This window comes from Pseudonocardia charpentierae, assembly GCF_031845345.1.
In the GTDB taxonomy this organism is placed as follows: domain Bacteria; phylum Actinomycetota; class Actinomycetes; order Mycobacteriales; family Pseudonocardiaceae; genus Pseudonocardia; species Pseudonocardia charpentierae.
Genome location: NZ_JAVREJ010000022.1, coordinates 1 through 22,678 on the forward strand (window position 1 = coordinate 1; position 22,678 = coordinate 22,678).

Annotated in this window: 19 protein-coding genes and 3 pseudogenes; 10 read left to right on the top strand and 12 right to left on the bottom strand. The window is 68.5% G+C overall.

The genetic code is table 11. The annotated features are described in order from the left end of the window. Positions 1 to 134 precede the first annotated feature (134 nt). Positions 135 to 1,071: pseudogene (locus RM445_RS25125) on the bottom strand (IS5 family transposase). A gap of 45 nt (positions 1,072 to 1,116) precedes the next feature. Continuing rightward, positions 1,117 to 1,392, bottom strand: a complete 276-nt coding sequence (locus RM445_RS25130) for a GlsB/YeaQ/YmgE family stress response membrane protein (RefSeq protein ID WP_311559319.1) — start codon at positions 1,390 to 1,392, stop codon at positions 1,117 to 1,119. A gap of 452 nt (positions 1,393 to 1,844) precedes the next feature. Between RM445_RS25130 and RM445_RS25135 the strand changes: the two genes are divergently transcribed. Next, a complete protein-coding gene (locus tag RM445_RS25135) occupies positions 1,845 to 4,586 on the top strand; it encodes a SpoIIE family protein phosphatase (protein ID WP_311559396.1) in 2,742 nt (913 codons plus the stop codon). 397 nt (positions 4,587 to 4,983) lie between these two features. On the opposite strand, the gene RM445_RS32495 is transcribed toward RM445_RS25135, so the two are convergent. Both RM445_RS32495 and RM445_RS25140 read right to left on the bottom strand, forming a co-directional pair. Next, positions 4,984 to 5,181, bottom strand: a complete 198-nt coding sequence (locus RM445_RS32495; RefSeq protein ID WP_397469395.1) for an NlpC/P60 family protein — start codon at positions 5,179 to 5,181, stop codon at positions 4,984 to 4,986. Beyond that, positions 5,178 to 5,585: an NlpC/P60 family protein gene (locus RM445_RS25140; RefSeq protein ID WP_311559320.1), complete on the bottom strand. Its 408-nt coding sequence runs from the start codon at positions 5,583 to 5,585 to the stop codon at positions 5,178 to 5,180. The genes RM445_RS32495 and RM445_RS25140 overlap by 4 nt, the downstream gene beginning before the upstream one ends. Positions 5,586 to 5,946: 361 nt before the next feature. On the opposite strand from RM445_RS25140, the gene RM445_RS25145 reads away from it, so the two are divergent. From RM445_RS25145 to RM445_RS25170, 6 genes and pseudogenes are all read left to right on the top strand, one after another. Next, complete coding sequence (locus RM445_RS25145; RefSeq protein WP_311559321.1) at positions 5,947 to 6,393, top strand: hypothetical protein; 447 nt, start codon at positions 5,947 to 5,949, stop codon at positions 6,391 to 6,393. A 1,691-nt stretch (positions 6,394 to 8,084) separates the two neighbouring features. Beyond that, positions 8,085 to 8,324 (top strand): hypothetical protein, encoded by a 240-nt coding sequence (locus tag RM445_RS25150; protein ID WP_311559322.1) that lies wholly within the window; start codon positions 8,085 to 8,087, stop codon positions 8,322 to 8,324. A gap of 182 nt (positions 8,325 to 8,506) precedes the next feature. Further along, the gene (locus RM445_RS25155) at positions 8,507 to 9,253 is read left to right on the top strand and encodes a DUF1990 family protein (RefSeq protein WP_311559323.1); all 747 of its coding nucleotides are present in this window, start codon (positions 8,507 to 8,509) and stop codon (positions 9,251 to 9,253) included. Between the two features lie 522 nt (positions 9,254 to 9,775). Further along, positions 9,776 to 10,539: pseudogene (locus tag RM445_RS25160) on the top strand (IS256 family transposase); the annotation flags it as partial. A 767-nt stretch (positions 10,540 to 11,306) separates the two neighbouring features. Beyond that, on the top strand, positions 11,307 to 12,017 hold the full coding sequence (gene shbA, locus RM445_RS25165) for an RNA polymerase sigma factor ShbA (protein ID WP_397469398.1): 711 nt from the start codon (positions 11,307 to 11,309) through the stop codon (positions 12,015 to 12,017). A gap of 315 nt (positions 12,018 to 12,332) precedes the next feature. Then, positions 12,333 to 12,581: a hypothetical protein gene (locus RM445_RS25170; RefSeq protein ID WP_311559324.1), complete on the top strand. Its 249-nt coding sequence runs from the start codon at positions 12,333 to 12,335 to the stop codon at positions 12,579 to 12,581. A gap of 999 nt (positions 12,582 to 13,580) precedes the next feature. Here RM445_RS25170 and RM445_RS25175 read toward each other — a convergent pair. After that, on the bottom strand, positions 13,581 to 14,036 hold the full coding sequence (locus RM445_RS25175; protein WP_311559325.1) for a hypothetical protein: 456 nt from the start codon (positions 14,034 to 14,036) through the stop codon (positions 13,581 to 13,583). A 998-nt stretch (positions 14,037 to 15,034) separates the two neighbouring features. On the opposite strand from RM445_RS25175, the gene RM445_RS25180 reads away from it, so the two are divergent. Beyond that, positions 15,035 to 15,397: a cupin domain-containing protein gene (locus tag RM445_RS25180; RefSeq protein ID WP_311559326.1), complete on the top strand. Its 363-nt coding sequence runs from the start codon at positions 15,035 to 15,037 to the stop codon at positions 15,395 to 15,397. Here the strand turns inward: RM445_RS25180 and RM445_RS25185 are convergent. After that, on the bottom strand, positions 15,382 to 15,900 hold the full coding sequence (locus tag RM445_RS25185) for a transposase (protein ID WP_311559398.1): 519 nt from the start codon (positions 15,898 to 15,900) through the stop codon (positions 15,382 to 15,384). The genes RM445_RS25180 and RM445_RS25185 overlap by 16 nt on opposite strands. Before the next feature lie 318 nt (positions 15,901 to 16,218). On the opposite strand from RM445_RS25185, the gene RM445_RS25190 reads away from it, so the two are divergent. After that, complete coding sequence (locus RM445_RS25190; RefSeq protein ID WP_311559327.1) at positions 16,219 to 17,613, top strand: FAD-binding oxidoreductase; 1,395 nt, start codon at positions 16,219 to 16,221, stop codon at positions 17,611 to 17,613. Positions 17,614 to 18,114: 501 nt separating this feature from the next. Here the strand turns inward: RM445_RS25190 and RM445_RS25195 are convergent. The 5 genes and pseudogenes from RM445_RS25195 to RM445_RS32500 form a co-directional block, all read right to left on the bottom strand. Next, positions 18,115 to 19,301 (bottom strand): IS3 family transposase gene (locus RM445_RS25195; protein ID WP_311559328.1). Its coding sequence is split into 2 segments (ribosomal slippage): positions 18,115 to 19,037 and positions 19,037 to 19,301, totalling 1,188 coding nucleotides; the frame shifts between segments, so codons are not numbered across the junction. Positions 19,302 to 19,470: 169 nt separating this feature from the next. Beyond that, positions 19,471 to 19,983, bottom strand: a complete 513-nt coding sequence (locus RM445_RS25200; RefSeq protein WP_311559329.1) for a VOC family protein — start codon at positions 19,981 to 19,983, stop codon at positions 19,471 to 19,473. Between the two features lie 413 nt (positions 19,984 to 20,396). Next, positions 20,397 to 20,864 carry a maleylpyruvate isomerase family mycothiol-dependent enzyme gene (locus tag RM445_RS25205; protein ID WP_311559330.1) on the bottom strand — a complete coding sequence of 156 codons (468 nt, stop codon included), beginning with the start codon at positions 20,862 to 20,864 and terminating at the stop codon, positions 20,397 to 20,399. 107 nt (positions 20,865 to 20,971) lie between these two features. Beyond that, on the bottom strand, positions 20,972 to 21,100 hold the full coding sequence (locus RM445_RS25210) for a hypothetical protein (protein ID WP_311559331.1): 129 nt from the start codon (positions 21,098 to 21,100) through the stop codon (positions 20,972 to 20,974). Between the two features lie 26 nt (positions 21,101 to 21,126). After that, positions 21,127 to 21,387, bottom strand: a pseudogene (locus RM445_RS32500) (SRPBCC domain-containing protein); the annotation flags it as partial. A 29-nt stretch (positions 21,388 to 21,416) separates the two neighbouring features. Between RM445_RS32500 and RM445_RS25215 the strand changes: the two are divergent. Further along, positions 21,417 to 21,626 carry a hypothetical protein gene (locus tag RM445_RS25215; protein ID WP_311559332.1) on the top strand — a complete coding sequence of 70 codons (210 nt, stop codon included), beginning with the start codon at positions 21,417 to 21,419 and terminating at the stop codon, positions 21,624 to 21,626. A 552-nt stretch (positions 21,627 to 22,178) separates the two neighbouring features. Here the strand turns inward: RM445_RS25215 and RM445_RS25220 are convergent. Then, the gene (locus RM445_RS25220; RefSeq protein ID WP_311559333.1) at positions 22,179 to 22,628 is read right to left on the bottom strand and encodes a cupin domain-containing protein; all 450 of its coding nucleotides are present in this window, start codon (positions 22,626 to 22,628) and stop codon (positions 22,179 to 22,181) included. Between the last annotated feature and the right edge of the window lie 50 nt (positions 22,629 to 22,678).

Genomic DNA, 22,678 nt, shown 5'->3' on the forward strand with positions numbered 1-22,678 from the left:
GACCGGCCACCGACTCGACATCCAAGATCTCGCGCTGCGGATCAGCCCGTCCCTGCACCACCACATCGTCCCAACCACCCACAGCAGCCAGGGTTCGACACTCGGATTGTTCAGCGCCGTCCTAGAGCCTGTCCTCAAAGCCACATGAGCAGGGTCGCGAGGTCGATCATCCCTTGGTAGGACTTTGCGGTTTTGTCGTAACGGGTGGCGATGGCCCGGTACTGCTTGAACCGGTTGAAGCAGCGTTCGACGATGTTGCGTCGCTTGTAGGCGACTTTGTCGAACGCCGGCGGTCGTCCACCGGCTGATCCTCGGCGTAGGCGGTTGGCCTGCTGGTCGCGCCGCTCGGGGATGGTCGCCCGGATACCGCGGCGGCGCAGGTAGTCCCGGTTGGCCCGGGAGCTGTAGCCCTTGTCGGCGAGGACCCGGTGTGGGCGGGTCGCCGGTCGGCCGGGCCCGGGTCGGCGGAACTCCACGCCGTCGAGGACCTGGGTGAAAATGGTGGTGTCGTTGACGTTCCCGCCGGTCAACACCACCGACAACGGTCGGCCGTGGCCGTCGCAGGCGAGGTGGATCTTGGTGGAGGGGCCGCCGCGGGACCGCCCGATAGCATGATCACCTGGCTCGTCCTGCCCGTCGCAGGACTCGTCCACCCCCTGGGGAGGACGGCGCGGTCGCGGCCGTGCCGGCCTTGTCGACGGGCCTGCGGGCGCCCGCAGCGTGCTGGTGGGCACGCACGATGCTGGAGTCGACCGAGACCTCCCGGGCGAGGTCGCGGTCGAGTTCGTCGATGGCCTCGGCGATGACCCGGGCCTTGCCCACCAGGTCGGACAGGGTGCCGTTGCGTGTCCAGCGCCAGAACCGGTTGTAGACGGTCTTCCACGGCCCGTACCGCTCGGGCAGGTCGCGCCAGGCGACTCCGGTCTTGGCCTTGAACAGCATTCCGTTGATCACCCGACGGTCATCGACCCGCGGCCGGCCCTTCGCCCCGGAGACCGGCAGCAACGGCTCGACGGCCTGCCACTGCTCGTCGGTGAGCTCATGCCTGCGCACCACAAGTCCAAGATCCAAGCAGATCAGTCGGACCCACTTTGAGGACAGGCTCTAGGAAGGCCGTTACCGTCGGAGGCCGCGGCGACCGTAAGCGTTGGCGGCGATGGTGACGCCGATGGCGGCGAGGACGATCTGGATGATCAGCTCTATCCAATCGAAGCCGCGGGTGTCGGCGACTCCCAGCGCCCGGGCGATGAAGGTGCCCAGCAGTGCGGCGACGATGCCGACAACGATGGTCAGCCAGATCGGGATGTTCTGCTTGCCGGGGACGACGAGGCGGCCCAGCACACCGATGATCAGGCCCACCACGATCGCAGTGATGATGCCGGTGACAGTCATGATCTGCTCTTGAGGACGTCATAGACGCGGACCTGTACCCATCGCATTGCCCTGCCGGCACGACCCTCAATCCTGAAGTGACGGCTTTCCGACGGCTCCGTCACCGTCGGGGTACGCCCCTGGGGGCTCTCCAGAGCAGCTTCGACCGGTTCCCCGTTCGCCCGTGATCTTGGGATGCTTGGTGGGTGACCGACATCCTGCTCAACGTCGGCCTGGTCGTCGTCTTCGTACTGGTCGCCGGGTACTTCTCGGCGTCCGAGCTGGCCCGTTGCTGTTCTCGGGTACGCGGTCGAGACCCGCACCTCCGCCACCGGCAAGGACGCCACCGCGGGCGGGGGCAGTACGCTCGCCGCACGTGTTGTTCACTGCCGCACGGTGCGACGGGAAGCTCCCGTTGAGGGAGGCGGGCCCATGGTCGAGCCGGTTGGGTTTTTCACATGCCTGCGGACTTGATGCGGGCTGTTCTGCAGCTGCCGTGGCCGTTGGTGATCACTCGCGGTCCGGCTCATGTGGTCGAGTTCCTCAGCCCGGCAGCGTGTGAACTTGCTGGTGCCCGCCGGGTGCAGGGTCGGCCGGTGGCCGATGCGGTACCGGAGGCGGTGGCGGGTGGGTTGGTCGAGCTGCTGGACCGCGCCTTGACCACCGGCCACCCGTTTCAGGACGTGGAGCAACGGATCGTGGACCGCCGCGGGAATGTGGCGGTGGAGCGCTGGTTCGACCTGGGCTGTCAGCCGGTTCGGGAGCCCGGCGGTGGGGTGTCGGGCCTGGTCCTGTTCGGGGTGGAGATCACCGGGAAGGTGCGGGCCCGGCGGCGGGTGGAGTTCCTGGCGCAGGCCAGCGCGGTGCTGCTGGAGTCGGTCGGCGCGGCCGATGCCTTAGGGCGCGCGGTCGCCCTCGTGGTGCCCGATCACGGTGAGGTGGTGCTGGTTGACCTGGCCCAGCAGGACGGCATCCTGCGTCCGGCAATGGCGGTGCACGGTGACCCGGCGCTCGACGAGGTGTTGCGGTCCTCGCCACCAGCTCCGACGAGGATCGCTTACCGGGTACTCGAGACGGGACGGACGGAAGCGGTACCCGGCGGGTCCGGCTGGGGTGAGGTGCCAACTGGGCTGAAGCTGCGGTGCCTGCTGGTGGTCCCGTTGGTCGCGCGTGGCCAGATCCTCGGCACGTTCTCAATCGGCAGGACGACTCGGCCCGGCTTCGCCGACGATGAGGTGCCGCTGATCGAGGGCCTGGCGGCGCGAGCGGCCCTGGTTGTGCACACCGCACAGCTCCACGAGGCCCAGCGCATCGCCAGGGAGGCCGCGGAGCAGGCTCAGGCCCGCAACGCCGCACTGCATCAGCTCGCAGCGGCCTTGTCCCAGGCGCCGACCGTGGCTGAGATCGGTCGACTGACCGTCGTCGACGCGACCACGCTGATCGGCGCCGACGCGGCGACGTTGTTCGTGCGCGAGGGCGACGAACTGGAACGGGTGCAGTCGGCGGGTTGGGGCGCCGACGTCGGCGGGGGCTATCACCGGCTGACGCTGCAGCGCGGCCGCCCGCTGTCGGATGCGGTCCTGGGCGGCGAGCCGATCTGGCTGGAGTCCGCCGCGCAGTGGCGACAGCGCTATCCGGAGATGGCGCCCGTCCACTCGGCGGGAGGCTATGAGGCCGCGGCCAGTCTGCCGCTGGTCGCCGACGGCCGCGTGATCGGCGGATTGCTCTTGAGCTTCGTGCAGCCTCGAGCGTTCACACCCGACGACCGGCACTACCTGTCCGCGGTGGCGGCGTTGTGTGCACAGGCGCTCGACCGGGCCCGGCTCTACGTGGTGGAGCAGCAGGCTCGGGTCGCGGCGGAACGCCAACGAGACCGGTCGGCCTTCCTCGCGAAGGCCAGCCTGGTCCTCGACGCGCCGGTGTCGACCGAGCAACGGCTGCAGCGGCTCGCCGATCTCGCCACGCCGGTGTTGGCGGACTGGTGCGTCGTGCACCTCATCCGCGGCAGCGCGGTGGACGAGATCGCGGTGGCACACACCGACCCGGCGAAGCGGGAGTTCGTGCGGGAGATCCAGCGACGTTACCCGCCGGACCCGCGCGGCACCTCCGGGCCGATTCAGGTCGCCCGCACCGGGCGGGTCGTGTTCGTCCCGGAGCTCACCGACGACATGCTGCGGGCGTCGGTCGACGATCCCGAGCACCTGGAGTTGCTGCGCCAGGTCGGGATGCGCTCGGCGATGATCGTGCCCTTGGCCGTACCGGGCCGGGTTCTGGGTGCGCTGACCCTGATCACCGCCGATTCCGGTCGGGTGCTCGACGACGCGGATCTCGCGTTCGCCCAGGACCTGGCCCAGCGCGCCGCGCTTGCCCTGGAGAACGCGCGGCTCTACGAACAGCAGCGCCAGATCGCGCACACCCTGCAGACCGCGCTGCTGCCCGACGACCTTCCTGTCATCCCCGGCCTGACGATGGCCGCCCGGTTCGTCCCGCACGGCGACGGGATCGAGGTCGGCGGGGACCTCTACGACGTCTTCCCGAGCCCGCACGGATGGGCGATCGCCGTGGGCGACGTCTGCGGCAAGGGCCCCGCCGCAGCGGGTCTGACCGCGCTGGTGCGCTACACGCTGCGCGCCGAGGTGCTCCACGGGCGTGGGCCCGCCGACGCCCTTCACCAGGTCAACGCGGCCATGCTGCGCCACCACACCCGGGCGATGGCCACCTTCTGCAGCCTCGTCCACGGTGCGCTCACCCTCGTCCCGCAGGGAATTCGCGTCCGGTTGGCCTCGGCCGGACACCTGCCGCCCCTGGTGCTGCACGCCGACGGGACGGTGCAAACACTCCCGGCGGGCGGCACCGTGTTGGGCATTTACCCCGACCCTGACCTACCCGAGACCGAACTCCTGCTGGCACCCGGTGACACCCTGCTGCTCTACACCGACGGCGTCACCGAAGCCCGCGGCCCCAACAGCGACTACGGCCTCGACCGGGTCGCCAACCTCCTCAACTCTTGCCCCGGCGCAACAGCCGATGACATTGCCGAGCAGCTGACCCGCGACGTCCTCGCCTTCCAGGCCGGCCGACCCCGCGACGACATCGCCGTGTTGGTCCTGCAGGCCACACCGCCCTCCCCGCCAATGCCCACGAGGTCGGCCAGCATTCGCGGCTCTGCCCCAACGTCGGTTCCCCGATCGAGCGACGCGCCGATGGTTCAATAGGGCCGTTCGATAGGGCCCTCGGCTCGGTGGAGCCGGCCGGAACCCTCGTCTCGACCAGCAGCGGCACCACGACAGTCGGACCAGCCCCGAGCCGGCGCGCCTGACGGACGGCGACGTCCAGGAAGGGCGTAGGCACCCCTCAGTAGACTTCTTCTACGAGCTGGCTGGCACGTCTCCGCGTGATCGGTTTTGCCCGGGTGTCTGTCGGCACCCTTACCGCCGGTTGTTTCCGTGACGGCTGGAAGCCGCATGAGCGGCCACGTCAGCCGAGAAGCTCGACGTCGAGAGGTCCGACGGCGTGGAGGGCGATGGGTTACGTCAGCCAGTCGTATCAGAGGCGCGGAACCTCAGACGCGGACCGCCTTGGTGAACGGCATCCGGCTAATGTCCGAGACCTTCACCGGGCTCTTCCGGTTGCTCGCGTGCACCATCTTGCCGTTGCCAATGTTGATCCCGACGTAGCTGATCGGCTTCTAGAGAAGAACACCAGGTCGCCCGGCTGCAGGTTCGCCTTGCAGACCGGGGTGCCGACCCCGGCCATCGCGCGGGAGCTGCGCGGCAGCGCTCGCCCGGCCGACCCGAATGACCATTTCACCAGCCCGGAGCAGTCGAAGGCGTTCGGGCCGGAGGCCCCCAGCGGTACGGCTTGCCCAGCTTGGACAGGGCGTTCGACACGACGGCCTGGCGCAGCGCCGCGGGGGACAAGAGCGCGGTTTTGGTGGCGACGGTCACGACCCGTGCCGCGGCGGTGGGTGTGACCTTCTGCATGTCGGCGGTGACCCCGTCGATCAGGTCGGCGACCTGCACGGTCGGCGGCTCGGCGGGCAGGGCCGGGGTGGGCACGGTCAGCTCGGGCGCGGCGAGCGTTTCCCGGGCGGGTGCCGGAGCGGCGTTCTGCACGGGCGCCAGCGGGCCGGTGGTCTTGATCGCGGTGGTCCCGGTCGCGGTGGGCGGAGCGACGACGGCGGTGACGGCCGCGGCGGCACCGAGCACCGCCACCGACAGGGTGGCCCGACCGGCTGCAGACGCACCCGCACAGCCGACAGGTTCAGGCCCGGCAGGGACGAGATGGTCGGCGCTGGGCCGGGGTCGGCCGCGAACCGCTGCATGGGGGTGGTGGCGAGGGCGTGGGCGCTGACAGTGTTGCCCTGGCTCCTGCAGTGAGGGTCGGAACCGAGCAGCGTCGGAGGCGTCGAATTCGGGTACCGGTATCGGCGTTACGCCGAGAATCATTCCACAGCGGGGCCAACCCCCCGCATGCCCGCGGGTGCACCCGATGGATCACCGGCCCGACTCGGCGAAGGATCTCCTCAACTCCCCGCCACGACGTGGTGACGAAGCGAATCCAAGGAGCCCCGCTATGACGACCCTAACCCGGGCACATGACCAGGACACGCACCTCATCTGGGCCCCGTGGAAGCACCTCGACTTCCTCTCCCCCCGGGCACAGATCGCCCTCGGGATGACGGTGGCCGCCCTCGGCGGACTCGTCATGTACCTGGCCGCCACCAAGGGACTCGCCGACCTGCACCCGCTGTATGGCTACGCCGCCGCCACCGGGGCAGGAGACGAACCGCGCGCACTGCCCACCACCACGGACTCACCGATCATCGTGATCATCGTCGCCGTCGCCGTCGCCGTCGCCGTCGCCGTCGCCGTCGCCGTCGCCGTCGCCGTCGCCGTCGCCGTCCTGCTCGGCGCTCTCGCCGGACTCGTCACCGCCGTCGGCGGCCTGGTCGAGAAGATCGCCAGTCTCCGCGGAACCGCCGCCGTCAAGACCCGGTCCCGTCGCCGAGCCCGCGCCTGAACTCCCACGCCCATCAGTCGCTCCCTAACACGACCACCCGACTCCGGGCCGGCGCCACCACGTTCAGCCCCTTCCCTGTGAACCGGTCCCGCCAAGGCTGAGTGCCGCTGCGTCCGCCATCCCGACCGGGTAACCGATCACCCACGCTCCGCGAACATCACCCTGCAGCCCGGACCATCCGACTCATGACAGACGTCATGGTCACTCTGCTCGGCTCAGCCGATGTGGTCGCGGTGGGCTGCCGAAGCGATCGGGGGAGACCTCGCGGTCGGTCACCCGCACCGGGCGAACGGCTTAATCTCGACGAGTCTCATTAGCATCGCAATGTGCTGGCGATGACAACGCTCAGCGTGATGGATCCTCCGGCCCAGCGCAATCCCGAGTGGTAGGCCGACGGCGACGGACGTTACGACGTATCCCACCAGGATCTGCAGCAGCAATGACACGTTGCCGACGATGCCTGTGGGACGCTGTGAGGACGCTGAAGGTGCCCACCGCGCCGGGTTGCAGGGCCGCGTATTTGTCGCTACAGAGCTCCTGCACTTCCCGAAGCGCACGAACGGATCAGCGAGCGAAGATCCGGGGTTGCTACATAGCAACAACGTTTGTCGGTACAGCGGGACCCCCCGGCCAGGGCGGCGGCGGTTCCCCCCTTCGCTTCCTTGGTTGACCCCAGCGTGGCCTCCGCCGCCAGGCCCTTCGCCACGTACCGAGCCCACGCCCGAGTGTGCTCAACCATGGCGTCCGGCGGCGCGTTGTCGGAACCGCCGAGTCGACCTGTCCAGCGGTTGAACGACCGCGCCGGTTAGCGGGGGAGTACAGCTTGCCGGCGGGCGTTGATCGAGCGATCGGCGGGGTTGGTGGGCGTTGTGAAGTCGGTCGAAGGCGCGGTTCCGGTCGTTCCACCGGCCCGTTTCATCGAACCGCTTCCAGAAGCCGCCGTGCGGTGAAGTTTTGGGCGGTGGGACGTCAACAGGTATCCGCCCGGCCAGCACGGCCGGATCCGGATCAAGGAGACCAGGGCAAGACCCGCGGCCCGCCACCCGGCGTGATGCCCGCTTGACGCAAGCGTGGGTCGGCCCTCCGGTTATTCGAGAGCGCCGAGCGGTAGCGGGCGTGCTCACAGCGCCCCATCGGGACCGCTCGCCGAATCCTTCATGAGCCGCACTGCTCTGCCTGCACTCGACCGGCACGCTGCGGCTGTGGTGGACCACACGGACCGAAGGTCTGAGCGGTGAGCGCCCGCCGCCTGCCCGGCGACGTTCAGCTTCGAAGGACGGACGACGCGGGCGGCTGGCACGTGCTCCGCACCCGGCCTGACGATGAGTCTCAAGCGGTGATCGGTTCGGTGCGTAAGGCTGTGGGCGCGTTCTGCGCAGTCCGGCCGGACGGCCAACGGATCGTGGGGCCGCTCGACGGGGGCAGATGGCCGACGCGGGGTGACGCGGTAGCTGCAATCCGGGCGACCGATATCGCGGTGATGCATCGGTGATTCACTACCCGGACCGAGATCCCGAGTGGGGCGGGACAGTGAGGGCGGCTTGGGCTGTTCTCGGCACCCACAGGGTCCCCTGCCTGGTCATGCCCAATCCGCCCGTCACGCGAGGGCTTCGAGCGCTCTGGCGGCTTGTACGGCGCCGCCGTAGCCACCGATCGCGTCGGCCATGCGCTTGGCCTGCGCAGTGAAGCGGATGTCCGAGAGGATGTCCTTGGCGGCGAGGGCTATCGCGTGGAAATACCGGCTGCGCTACGACGACTCCCTCGACGTCGTCGCCATTCACGGCGTCGGCGGCATGGTTGGCCTGGCTCGCACGGGGGCTTCGTCACCACCCGGCCCAGAGCGGGTCCTGCCCGTCTCTGGTCTTATGCCCGCCGCGATCAAAGATAACGATGAAGCAAACCACGGCCGCTGGGTTTTGAATCGTAACTGAACCGTTCGGCTGGCGACCGGACGCTGCACGAACTGGCCGACCGTCGCCTCAGGTCCGGATCCACAGCGCGACGCACAGCGCAGTAGACGCGAGCGGCGACGCGTACACCAGGAGGCTCGGCAGGCGAAGCCGCCGCAGCACGACAGGGGTGGAGGTCACGAGCGGCGGGTACCCGGGGAGCCGTGCTGCTACTTGCCTGTTCCGACCGGAGGCCCGGCGGCCTCCGGCAACGCGCGAAAATTGTCCTCCGCTGGCCGATCGGGCTGACGGCGATCGCCTTTCGGTACGTCTGGCGGATCACCCCGGTCTACCGCGTCGACGAGGTCGGCGGTCCGGACGACATGCCGCCACCCTTGCCCGAGGGCGTGGAGCGCGAGGGCCTGCAGACGCCCGAGCAGGGCTACGGGACGCTGCTGCACCGCAGGTACGCCGTATGGATCGAGGGGGCGCAGGTGGGACCGGAGGATGCCGTCACTCATCTGGCCGCCGACCCGAACCATGCCACGCCTGTCGACGCCGCAGTCTTCGTCAAGACCGCGGGCGAGCCGGGGGAGATGCGGGTCGGCGACGAGTATGTGGTGCGTATGCCCGGCCCGTGGGACGGCCCGGTCCAGGTGATCGCCCGCACCGCCACGTCCATCCGGTTCGCGACGCTGCACGGGCACCTGGAGGCCGGGCAGATTGAGTTCCGGGCGCGACGGGTCAACGAGGGAGAATGCGAGGGGCTGCACTTCGAGATCGAGTCGTGGGCGCGGCCCGGCGACCGGCTCTCGCACCTGCTTTACAACCGGCTCCTGCTGGCCAAGGAGATCCAACTCAACCTTTGGACCGAGACCTGCCTCGGCGTGGTGAGAGGCAGCGGGGGCCGGCTGGTCGGCGGCGTGCGGGTGCACACGCGGCGGGTCGACGAACCGGTGCCCGAGTCCTGACCGCCTTCGCCCCGCTGAAGCGGGAAGGTTCGCTGCATCTGATCAGAGGCACGATTCGGTGAGCAACGGGATGTGCCGGAGGTTCATAGTCACGGGTTCTTCGCCCTGGTGTCCCCGGGCGATCTTGCCCACAACCTCGAGCTGGCGCCTGGTCCGCGGGCTCCTTCTCGTCCCGGCCTCCCATCTCGTCGGTGTGGTGGGGTCAAGGTTGGCCGGAGGCCTGAGCGATGAGCGCCCGGTACCTGCCCGGTGACGTCCAACTCCGAAGGATGGACGACGCGGGCGGCTGGTACGTGTTCCGTACCCGGTCCGACGATGAGCCTCAGGTGCCCATCGGCTTGGTGGGCAAGACTGCGGTGCGGTTTCCGCGCTCGGGCCGGACGATCACCGGATCGCCAGGGGTGACGTCCCCGCTGGTGGTGTAAGTCCGGGGCCTCGACGGCGTGCCTGAGCACGTAGGAGAGGCCACCGCGTGAGTCTCTGCGTGAACCCGCCAAGGAACACGTAGAGAGGTGCCACCCGATGGCCCTGGACCACTCTGCCCTGCTCGAAGTCCTCGATGCCCAGAAGGTCGCCGATGTCGGTGACCGTGTCCGCTCCGCCGCCGAGACGATCTACCAAGCTCTGATCGAGGCCGAGCTCACCGAAACCATCGGCGCCGCCGTCCACGAGCGCACCGACACCCGCACCAACCAGCGCAACGGCCACCGCACCCGCACGCTCTCGACGACCGCGGGGGATCTGGAGCTGCGCATCCCGAAACTGCGCACCGGCTCGTTCTTCCCCTCGCTGCTCGAGCGCCGCCGCGGGGTCGACCAGGCCCTGTTCGCGGTGGTGATGGAGGCCTACCTGCACGGCGTGTCCACCCGGAAGTGGACGACCTGGTCAAAGCCCTCGGCGCCGACACAGGCATCAGCAAGTCCGAGGTCTCGCGGATCTGCGCCGACGTCGACCAGGAGGTCGGCGCGTTCCGCGACCGGTCGCTGGCTGATCAGGTGTTTCCCTACGTCTTCCTGGACGCGACGTACTGCAAGGCCCGGGTCAACCGCCGCGTCGTGTCCCAGGCCGTGGTGATCGCCACCGGCGTCCACGCCGACGGCTGGCGCGAAGTTCTCGGGTTCGCCGTCGGCGACAGCGAGGACGGCGCGTTCTGGACCGCGTTCCTCCGCTCGCTCAAGGCCCGCGGCCTCGCTGAGGTGCAACTCGTCGTCTCCGACGCCCACACCGGGTTGAAACAGGCCATCTCCGCGGTGCCGATCGGCAGCTCCTGGCAAAGGTGCCGGGTGCAATCCTGCGCAACGTCCTCGCCCAGGTCCTGAAAGGCAGCGCCGAGATGGTCGCGACGGCGCGGTCGGCGGGGCGGGCTCGTCGTCGGTCACGCCGTCATGGTGGAGCGGGGCACCGACAGTCCCGCAATTCGGTCCTGCGCGTCACGATGGACGCCCAGCTCGCACGCGGCGATTCAGCCCGACGGCGGCCGCGGTAGGCATGGGAGTGCCGCGCTTCCATGCCGCGTTGCTGCCGGCTCCGGCTCCGCTCAAACGCCTGTGTGGCCTGCACCCCGTGCCGCCGGTCGGCGGAACGTGACCATTGTGGTTGGTGGAGCGCACTGCGTCGCCCGGATGGGCGGTCCGACGGGCTGTGCAGGGAGGCTCGGATCAGCGGACGGTAGCCGCTAGGGGCCAACCTTTACTTGACTCAATTTGAACCGTCACCCAAGATGGGCGCGCATGTCGAACAGGGTTCCGATCGCGCAGGGCACGGCCGGTCGGGGCCGGAGGGGTTGACGTTCGGGACTGACCACGGCGGCATCGGCGCCGCTCGGCCTTGGTCGGCATCCCCTTCGCTGTTGCACGTCCCCGCCTGCTCCCATCCGTGGAGAGGCGGTTGCTGATCGACGGCCGTGAGGTCGTCGTCTGCAGGGGGAGGGGAACCCCGTGTTCGTAGTTGTTGACGATGGCCCGATCGTCGGGTCGGCCCCATCATGAGCCCGGTCGGAGTGTCGGTCCGCCCGGCGTCAGTTCCTGGCGGCGAGTCCGCGAAGCCGGGCCCGATGTCGGAGGTGCGCGGCCCGATCGGTGCGTTCACGTTGAGTGGTGGTGGTTGCCGGGACGGCGCAGCAGGCCGGTCAGAGGACGTCAACGGCGGGGGCGGCAGCCGGGAGTTGCCGAACGGGTTGATCGTCGCCGCGGTCCGCGGGGACCGCCGCGCCCGAGACGAACTGCTGGCGCTGATTCAGCCCCTGGTCCTGCGGTATTGCCGAGGCAAGATGGGGCGTCAGGAGTCGGTGCTGGGCTCGGCGGACGACGTGGCCCAGGAGGTGTGCGTGGCGGTGGTCAGTGCGCTCGGGAGCTACCAGCCCGCGGGGTTGTCGTTCCGGGGGTTCGTCTACGGCATCGCCGCGCACAAGGTCGCTGACGCGTTTCGTGCGATCGCCCGCAACCGCGCTGAGCCGGTGGCCGAGCTGCCTGACCTGCCGGTCGCCGCGAACGGTCCCGAACAGCACGCGTTGACCACCGAGCGCTCCGCAGCCCTCGGGGCGCTCCTGGCGCATCTGACGCCGCGACAGCGGGAGGTGCTGGTGCTGCGCGTAGCCGTCGGGTTGTCGGCGGAGGAGGCAGCGCAGGCCGTCGGGTCGACGACGGGGACGGTGCGGGTGACGCAGCACCGCGCCCTGGCCCGGCTACGGCGGCTCCTTCAGCAGGACCCTGCGTCCGCCGAGATGACCCTGGACTCGGCCTTGGACGACGCCGCACACGAGTGACGCCGACGTAGGACGGCCAGGAGGGGCGACCGAACCAGGCGTCGGCCCTGGCTACCGTTCGCGCTGCCCCGACCCCCATTGACCCAGCGGGCGCCGCGAGCTGAGCGGGAGTGCCGGCCGTGGCGCACGACGAGGAGCCGTACGACCGAAAGGCGGGGCCTGCACGGTTTGGCTGGCAGCAGGCGCTCGCGCCTCGATAACGGCCGACCGAGCCCGATCGAGATACAGGTGACCGGCCGCGTCCGTCGGGCACCTGGACCATCGGGCGGCCGGTCGCTGCGATGCAGCGCAAGAGCGGCCGATTCGAGGTGCTGCATGGCAGGCGCGTCGGGTCGGCAGTACGTCGCCCTCCTCATCGACCCGACTACCGGCGAGATCGAGGCCTATGGCCCGGCCAATGAACCGGACGCGGTAGTGCTGGCCGCGGAGCTGCAGACCGCGCTGACCGCCGACGCCGAGCTGCGCGAGGTGGGTGTCCTGGTCCTGCCGCTACGACCGACTACGACCCGCGGTATTGACGCATCGGACGTGTCGGCTGCCCGCGGAGCACTCGCCGAGGATTGATTGCGTGGCCTGGTCTTCGGGACCGGTCTGACTGACTCGCTGTTGGGGTCGACCCATGTGTCCGGCCGGGACAGGAGCGTCCCGGTCGGTGACGGGCTCGCCGCCGACGCGCAGACGCCGGCAGTCATGTGCTGCTCGATCCGGGCCCTCGGATAGGCCGGCCGCGGTGAGTCGGTCGCGCACGGTCAGAGGCGGGTTCGTCGTCGGTCACCTCAGTGCGGGCCCTGCCTCCGGCGCCCAACCGTCGACAGCCACGAGCCGCTGTTGGTGCACGGCGCAGTCGGTGGATACCCGCTCGGCCGGCACCTTCGGGGGCTTGGGCCGAGTGCTTCAGATGGTTAACGGCGCTCAATATCGGGTCGAGGTAGTAGCCGTGACCGCCGTGCCCCCCTCGACGGTTACTTGCGTCGCCGACGAGGACGACGCCCGGCGACGCCGCCACGCCACCCCCCAGCGCGTGGCGGCGCCGTCTCACCCAGGTGGAACGGCGGGGGGATCGAGAAGGGGTTGACCTCGCCGCCGTCGGTGATCTCGCACGCTAGGGCGACGCCGTTATGCCTCCGGTCGGCCGAACGGGGTGTTGGGTCCAGGTTGCGCCGGATGCCCGCACCGCGCATGGGCGGTATGGCCCCGCCTGCCGCGTCAGCCCCAGACCCCTTCACAGCCTGCGTACTTCTGCTCCTCGTGACCCGAGCCAGCTCTGTGCGGTTCGGTTGCGGTGTCACCGGTGGCGGGTACACGTGGGTATGGACATCGATCATGGGCCGGGTCGCGGAGTACCGCGACCGGCAGGTCCCAGTAGTAGGCCCAGGCCTGGCTGCCGGGCCTGCGCTCGGTAAGCAAACAACTGTTTGGCGGTCCACGGTCGCCGCTGACGGTCGCGTTCACCATCGCCAGGTCGCGTAGACGGGGCTGCGCCACACGGCGGCGCCCGGCGGGAAGGGCATGCCGCAGACACACCTGTCGTGCAACGGGCCACTCGCTCGTTAGTTGCAGGAGTCATGGGACGAACTGAAGCACCGCATCGAGATCAGACCGGCCGAGCCGATCACGCAGTCGAGCCGCGTCGTAGTCATCGTCAGCGGGCTTCCCGACGACCGGGCCCGACCGCCGTCGCTGGACGACCCCCCGACCCTGCGCGGTCATCTCGAAGGTGGCCGGCGGGTGCGCGATGCTGGTCGTGGTGTGGGACGCGCAGATCAAGGCTTTGCCCGGCCGGTAGCTCGCGAACCGAGTAACGGCCCACTCGCGCCTACCGACGACCACCGCATTGCCCGGGGAGAACGCCGAGAGTGCGCCCCCCTTCCTGTCGCGAACTGCGTCCTCTGCAGGTGGCCTATGGACGGCACAGTCAACATCCTCGAAGTACACATCGGCACCGCCGTCTTCCGCGCGTGCGCTGATGATTGCCCACCGGCTGACGTAGACCGGCGTCAGTACCTGGCTGAGCGTCACGCTGAGGCCCGCCGAGTAGAGCGCGAGATCGGCAAGATCGATCGCTTGATCGTCGACGGCGCCGCCTCGACTTCAAACGTTGGGTGGTCCTCGAGAGGGCCATTCCCGCCTGCTTGGCCTCCAGACCCCTCGGCGCGTAGACGTGGGCCCGGCTCTGGCTGCCGGGCTCTCGGCGGCTGAAGCCGTCAAGCAGGTGCGTGAGCTCCTGCGCCGAGACGACGAGCAGACCCGAACGCCTGATGGGTGATCAAAAGAGCTGACTTGTTCGTTGGCTGACCTGCACCTAAACGGTCGCTCTCACGCTCATCTCACGTCCACGAGCCCCTTTGGGGACCGTTGGCGTGTTGGCGAGGCCGTCGAGATTGACGTAGACCAGTAGGGACGACACCCGGCCAACCGCCACGTCCCGCCGGTGGTGATCTCGAACTCAGTGAAGTCCAGCTGCCAAACCTGATTCGGACCGGTCGGCTCGACCGCGAACGCCGCCTTCCGCTGGGCTGTGAGTTGCCGCCGTTCCCGCTGATAGCTCGCCTCCAGCAGCAGCCCCTCCTCGCGCAGCAGCCGCAGCACCGTTGCGCCGACACCGGGAGGCCGTCGTGGCGGCACGTCACCCACACCTTCCGATGTCCCCATGCGGGGTGGGCCAGGGCGTGCCGACGGGCCGCGTCGCGGACACGATTGCGGGGCCGGACGCGGCCACCGACCTCTCACCGGCCGGTCGCCGCGGGCACGGGCTTGGCGGCGGCGCCAGGTCCGCTCGGGCACGCCGATGACCGAGCAAAACCTCGTGGTCGGCATGCCCGCCTGCACGCGGATCCTTGGTTGAGCAGGCCCCTCTGGCTGTCCTGACCCGCTCGGTGGCGTCCAGGGCCGCGATCCCGTTCCGGTACCCCCTCACAGATTTCATGGACAACCCCAGCCGAAGGGGCCATCCTCGGACCCCTCCCGCACCGCTTCACAAGCGACATGGATGTCCTACTCGAAGTCAGGAGCCTGTTATGGCTGGTTTGATCCGCAAGAGTCTCGACTCGCCTGATGAAACTCGGCCATTTGAGGACGGTAAGGGCCAGCTCGAGTTGGTCAACCTCGAAGGGGGACCGGTTGGCCGTGCGACGTTCGAGCCTGGATGGCAGTGGTCGAAGCATGTGAAGCCGATTGCGGGCACCGAGAGTTGCCAGGCGGCACACCTGGGGTACTTCGTTTCTGGTCGGATGAAGGTCGTGATGGACGATGGCGAGGAGATGGACTACGGCCCCGGTGACGTCGGCGTGATGGCGCCCGGACACGATGCATGGATCGTCGGTGACGAGCCTTGCGTGGTCATCGACTGGCAGGGCTTCGCCGACTACGCCAAGCGATAGGCCGTACAAGTTCGGCCGGCGCTACTCCGCGTGTTCATTGACTCGGCCCGGGTGCCGTCGTGGCCATGGACGTGGGTTTCTCGACAAGGAGTTCTCACCACAAGATCGACCAGACCGACGGGTTGGACATGTGGCTGCTTCGGGAATTTCCGACGGCCAGGGCTCGAGCGTTTCGCAGACGATGCGATGGTCCATTGTGTGACTGGGCGCCAGTACGGGTGCGTCCGTGCGAAGAAGGCCGCGGCTTCTTTCAGGAACTCGTTCTCCATCCGCAGCCGGCGGATCTCGTCCTCGAGTTCGGTCATACGGGCATGCTCCACCGGGGTCAGCGGCTCGTCCGGGTCCGGGTGTGCCCGCCGCCACGTGTTGACCCAGTTCCCCAGCGTGCCGTCGTGGATACCGAGATCACGGGCGACCTCGGCGATCGGCTTGCCCGTCTCGATCACCATCTGCACCGCCTGAGCCTTGAACTGCGGGCTGAACCGTCGACCAAAGCGGCAGATCGATCATAGGTGTGGGGCCGTGGCGGCCTACGGACAGAATCCGGAGGGGAAGGCAGACTGCACAACGGCAGGCCGTCGCGGGCACACGTCCCGCTGCATGAGCAGCATGGCGGCGAGCTTGCGCGTTTCCACCGGGCCGATCCGACCGAACACGAGTGCATCGGCACTCGTCGTCGCCCGCGGACACGCTGCATCCGAGTCTCGGACGAAGTGGTCGCGTCGCCGGCGTCAGAGCGCGCTGCGTGAGTCCTTCCCGGCTGCGGGCCGGAGTGGGACGATGAGCGATTCCGACCGGCCAGGCCGGTAGAGGAGGGGATCATGACCACGATGGGTAACGGCGACCTCCGTGCCTTGCAGGGAGCTATGGCGGGCGCAGTGCTCGAACCCGGTAATGCTGGCTTCGACGAGGCGCGGTCACTGTGGAACGGCGAGTTCGACTTCCGCCCGGCGGTGATCGCCCGGTGCGAAAGTCGGGACGACGTGGTAGCAGCGGTCAAGTTCGGCCGCGCGTCCGGCCTGGAGACCACGATCCGGGGCGGTGGGCACTCGTTGAGCGGGGCGTCGGCCTGCGATGGCGGGCTGATGATCAACCTCAGCCGGATGAACTCGGTCGCGGTGGACCCGCAGCGGCGTCGGGCCGTCGCGCGCGGAGGCGCGACGTGGGGTGAGGTCGACGCCGCAACCCAGGCCCATGGACTGGCGGTCACCGGCGGGATCATCAGTCACACCGGTGTCGGTGGCCTCACGCTCGGCGGAGGGATGGGCTGGCTCGTCAACCGGCACGGGCTGAGCATCGACAACCTGGAGTCTGCCGAGGTCGTCCTGGCCGACGGGCGAACCGTCCGGGCGTCCGCCGACGAGCACCCGGACCTGTTCTGGGCCCTCCGCGGAGGCGGCGGCAACTTCGGCGTGGTGACGAGCTTCGAGTACCGGCTGCACCCGGTCGGGCCCGAGGTGCACTTCGGGCTGTTCTTCTGGGAGATCGAACGGGGCGTGGAGGCGCTGAGCGCTTGCCGCCGACTGATCCCGGCGCTGCCCGCCGACTCCGGCGCTCTGATCGCTGGGGCACTGACCGGCGAGGCCGAGCCGTTCCCGGTCGAACACCGTGGCCGCACCGGGCACGCACTCCTCGTCGCGGGGTTCGGCAGCGCCGAGCAGCACGCGGCGGCGATCGCCCCGTTCCGGGAGGCCTGCCCCCCACTGTTCGAGGTCGTTACGCCGATCCCGTACACCGCGCTGCAACACCTGCTCGACGACACCTCCCCCTGGGGCATCCACGACTACGACAAGTCCCTGGCCGTCGCCGATCTCACCGACGACGTGATCGGTGTGCTGACCGAACGGGCCACCGCCAAGGCGTCACCGATGTCGTTCATGCCGATTTTCCCGTTGCAGGGGGCGTTCGCGGCGGTCGGCGACGATGACACGGCGTTCAGCCTGCGACGGACACCGCAGTACCTCGTGGACGTCGTGGCGTTGAGCCCCGATCCGGCGGTCTGCGCCACCGACCGAACCTGGGCCCGGTCGATTTGGGACACATTGCGGCCGCTCGCGGACAACCCCGGCGGCTACATCAACTTCTTCAGCGAGCAGGACGACGACCGGGTCCGAGCAGGATTCGGACCGAAGAAGTACGACCGGCTCGTGCAGGTCAAAGTGACCTACGATCCGGGAAACTTGTTTCACCACAACGCGAACATCAAGCCCGGCTAAGACCTGAGCCGAGCGTGTAGTGCCACTTATGGGCGTGGACAGCGGCGGAGCGGTCACGGCCAGCGCCTGGCCCTCCGAGGCTGCAGCACCATCACCCGTGGCCACCAGCGACGGCAGCACCGAGCACTGCCCAGCGCTCCAGGCTTTCGTTCACCAACACGGTAGTTCGATCACGACTGAGAGCTCCCGGCGCTGGTCGGAAAGGCTGTGGCCTGCTGAAATTGGTGCGCCGCTGGTAGTCGGCCAACATGCCTCGAACTCCAACGTAAGCGTCGACCAAAACGACAAATCGAGCATGCCTCAACCGGTGGGCAAGACACTCCCCACGAACGTCACGTGACGCGGAGGTACGGGAGATGTAGGAGAAGATGTGGGAGGCGCTGGACTACGTGTCACCGCCGGCGGCAGCAGCCCTTCGTCGCTGAGCAGCTGGTCGGTGCGGCGCTCGACGTGTAGGCGTGATCAGCCCCGAGATTTTCGGACCAGTCGAATTGTTGCGTACTACGCAGCTTGCTGGCTCTCTACCCACTCGTTGAGCACCTCCTGGGGAGATTTGTAGTCCAACCCAGAATGGAGCCGGTTCCTGTTGTACCAAAACTCGATGTAGCGAGCAATGTCTGCGCGTGCGTGTGCGCGTGTCGGGTAGGCCGTCCGGTGAACGCGCTCGTTCTTCAATGCCGCGAAGAAGGACTCGGCCATGGCGTTATCGTAGCAGATTCCAGTCCGGCCGACCGATTGGCACATGTCGAGTGCGGCAATAATGGTGGCGAACTCTCGGGAGCAGGAGTTGCTGCCGCGGTCGGAGTGGAAGATCGCGTCGGAAGCGAGTGCCGTGCGGTCCGCTGCACGGGTCAGTGCTTCGACGATCAGTGGGGTCTTGTAGTTGTCGTCCATGGCGTAGCCGACGACCATCTTCGTGTGACAGTCGATCACCGTTGCCAGATATAGCCAACCTTCCCAAGTCGGAATGTAGGTGATGTCGCCGACGAACTTCTGGCCCGGTTGCGCGGCGGTGAAGTCGCGGGCGACGAGGTCGGGGACGTGGTGAGCCCTGCCGTCCTGCTCGGTCAGGCCGGCCCGCCAAGGCCGGGGCTGGCAGGGTTGTAGGCCCAGCTCGCGCATGATGCCGCGGACGAGCTCCGGACCGCAGGGCACGCCCCAGCGGTTGAGCTGGGCGTGGATGCGGCGGTAGCCATAGGTCTCGTCGGAGGACTCGAACGCCTCGCGGATCAGCGCGCAGAGCCGCTGGCGCCGGCGCGCAGTAGCCGAATCCGGTCGCCGGCGCCAGTCGAAGAATCCCGACGCCGACACCGATAGCCAGGCGCACATCTTCTTCACGGGGTAGGCGTACTTCGCGTCGCCTGCTCGGCACGAGTCGATGAACTCGTACTTCTCGGCTACTGGGGATCTCGGGCGAAGTACGCTGCGGCTTTTTTCAGGAATTCGTTCTCCATGCCGAGTTCGCGTAGTTCGCGTTGGGCCTCGGCTAGCTGGATCCGCTCATGCGGGCTGAGCGGAGGCTCATCGCCGGCGTGCTCCTTGCGATGCTGGTTCACCCAGTTGCCTAGCGTTCCTTCGTTCACGCCGAGTTCCCGTGCGACTTGAGCGATCGGGCGCGACCCGTCGATCACCAACCGCACGGCCTCATCCCGGAACTCGGGACTGAACTTGCGATATTTCCTTGCCATTCCTTGCATCATCTTCCGGGCCAGATCTTATTGGATCGTGGTCCGAGAACAACGGGGCACCTCACCGGCCACCTCATGTGAGGGGGCCTGTCGGGGTTGAAGGCCTCGGGTTTGAAGGCCTCGGGGTTTTCCGATCGCCCATCGCCCATCGCCCATCGAACGTGTCGTCTCAGGATGTGCTGTATCGGGTCGCTGGGGTGCCGGGTGGGTTGAAGACTCCGGGTTGAGCGTTGGGGTTGGGAACACAGACTTCAGCTTCCAGCCCGTCGGGGTCGCGGAAGAACAGGCTGAGGACCGGGCCGAAGTCGGTGACGAACTCGTCGCATGCCCCCCGGACGATCAAGCGACGGCGGATCTCCTCGAAGGCCTCCAGCGAGGCCGCCTGCAGCCCGATGTGGTCCAACCGGCCGCGACCGAACATGGGGACCTGTGGCGGCGGCGTGTGGTTGCCATGGAGTTCGAAGACGTTGAACTCGGTGTGTGGGCCGACGTGGAGGATGGAGAACCGGAGCTGTTGCTGTGGGTCGTCGTGCGCGACGGCCACGTCGAAGACCTCGGTGTAGAAGGCGTGCAGCCGGTCGGTGTCGCTGGTGAGGACCGCGACGTGATTGAAGCCGTCGAGCAGCATGGCTGGACGGTAGTGGAGGCCTTCCAGTGACGGAAGCGTCGACGGGCCGGCCATACGACCGATCTGCGCAGCCGTGACGGGTCCGTAGGACGCCGACCTGGCCGGGCGGCTGGTGTAGGTCTCACCCGCGCTGTCCGGGTGCGCGGCACGATATGGGCGGCGCGCGCGGGCACGGGATCATCGACGCGCTCAACACCGTCGGGGTACAGGCGGTGGCCGACGCCCGGCCACCAGAGCGGCGGGCCGGCAGTCCGGGTCCCGCAGCGACGATGCCAGCGGACGGCGGGGCCACGTGCAGGCCGTGTTGAAAGGTTGCAGACGTACTGTCCTTGGTCTCCACGTGGAGGCGTGTCGGCCTCGGTGTGTCAGCCGCGGGACAGCGTCCGGCCGTCGGGCAGCGCTCGGCTGCTCAGGAGCGCCACCAGCGAGCCGCTGTCGCCGCGAAGGAGCTGCCCGTTTTCCCAGCTCTAGTCGGTGTCGGCGGCCTCGAGCTGGACACCGGTCAGGTCGACCCCGAACAAGGTGCCGCCTGCGGCGGTGAGCTGGTCGAGGACCGCGGGCCGGTCGAGCGCGATCGTCACATCGAGGGAGTGAATGACGGCATGGCTGAGTGCACCGGCTGCACCACCGCCCGGCGGCTGCCACGCGTGCAGCCTCGGGAATCGGAGGTGGTCGAGGAGGTCGGCGACGGGCAGCGAAGCGTCCCGCGCGGCCACGGTGTCGGAAAGTACGGTGAAGTCGCCGCCAGCCGCCGCCATCTCGGCCCCGAACTGCTCGGGAGTCAGCCGCGCCGGCATCGTCACGTGCGCGATCACATGGCGCACCAGCCACTTCTCGCACAGCGACGGGGCGTCCCAAGCGTCGACTGCGGTGGTGGCGAGGAGATCGGCGAGCCCGTTGCAGGTCGGCGCTACCCAGGACTGCAGGTCGGTCACGATCGGTTTCCCTGCATGAGGTGAGCGAGGTGCCCCTCGAGTTTGTCGAGGGAGGTGAGGAAGCCGGCGCGGGCCTAGGGCATGCGCATCGTCTCGGGCACGTTGCGCTAATGGATGACGACTGCGGTTCTGCCGTCACCGAGGTCGTCGAGCGTGCTGGTGGTGTGCATCCCGGTAGCGGGCTCGACCCAGGCGAGCCGTTCGGGCGGGACGACCTCGGTGAAGGTGGCGACCATCCGGTGCTGCCGTGCTCGCCGAGCATGAGGGTCGCGAACCGGCCACCGGGGTGGAGTTCGACGACGATGCCGTCGATCGGCGTGGCCATGCCGCTCGGGCCCCAGAACTGCGCGAGCTCAGCGGGCTCGGTGAGGCACCGCCACACCAGCTCGCGCGGCGCGCGGAGAACCCGCCGGTAAACGAGTTCGTCGTCGTTCACTGGTTGTCGCTCTCCTGCAAGCGGGCGAGGTGCGTATCCAGCCGGTCCATTCGGTCTGACCACGTGCGCCGGCTCTCCTCGATCCATGAGAGCGCGGTGGGCGGCGCTGCCCGACGTTGGCCGCGAACGCGAAGCACGGGTGGTGGTTCTTCGAGGTGTACGTGCCGACCGCGACGGGCGGCCGGAAGCTGTGGCGCCGCGGAAGCTGGGCCACCAAGCGCGAGGCGGAGGCGGAGCTGCGCAGCGTCCTCAACCGGCGCGACTGCGCCGCCGCCAGGAACCACCGCATGACGCCGGCACTCCAACAGCTACGTCGTCGACCATAGGAGTACGAGCCTCTGATGCGCCAGGATGATGCTTGAGGGTCCTCGGCAGCCACGCGTTCCCAGCCTTCGTATGAGACGACCACCCGCCCGGGCGACGGGTGTCGGTTGGACCATTGCGCCGGAGTGGGAGGCTCACGGACGACGAGCGGGGCCACCCCTTCCCACTTCGACGGCTCTCGTGTCGTGCCGTCAACCCGGTCCAGCATCGGCATCCCACTGCCCTCCGTCTGACGAGGACGGAACTCACGGGACGCACGCTGATGGGGGAGTGGTGGAGCATCGGGTGCAGCGGGGGAGCCAGTGACTGACGAACGTGACCAAGGAGTGTCAGAGGACTACAGCTACGACCTGGCACATGAAGTGAAGTCCGACGCCGAACGACAGCTAGACACGACGCCCTCTGGGCCGCGCAGCGCTGCCGGCCCTGGGACCGCGGGCATGGAGCCAGACGGGGACTACGGCTACGACGAAGCCCATGACCTGTAATTCATCCTGCCCGGTCCTGGCCCCGTCGCTCCACTGGCTGTCACCTATCGACAGCCTTGACACCGTTCACACGTAGCCCTCGGGCACGGGTCCGAGGACCTCCATGGAGTGCGCGGCGGCGATGGCAGCCAGCTCGTCGGGGGCGACCGTGCCACCGCGGACGGCGTTGCTGAGGTCGTCGAAGTACCCCACCATTGCGGCGGGAGCGAAAACCATGATCTTGCGACTGGGCATCGGCCCTACCCGAAACCCGTGCGGCGCGCCAGCCGGGATAAAGATGAACGAGCCTGCCGGGCAGGTGTACTCCTGCTCGCCGAGGAAGACCGTGTACTCGCCGTGGAGCACGTAGAACGACTCGGAAGCGTCCGTGTGCCGGTGCATCGGCGGACCGAAGCCCGCGGGTTCGGTGGCCTCGAGAAAGGCAAACGCTTCCCCGGTCTGCGCGCCGGTCGCTTTCACCGACATCTCGAACCGACAATAGCATTGGCGGCGCCGAGGATCGGCTCCCGTGAACACCGCTCAGGTCCACCCTCCTTGATGCCTTCTGCTCCTCCCACGCAGGGGCT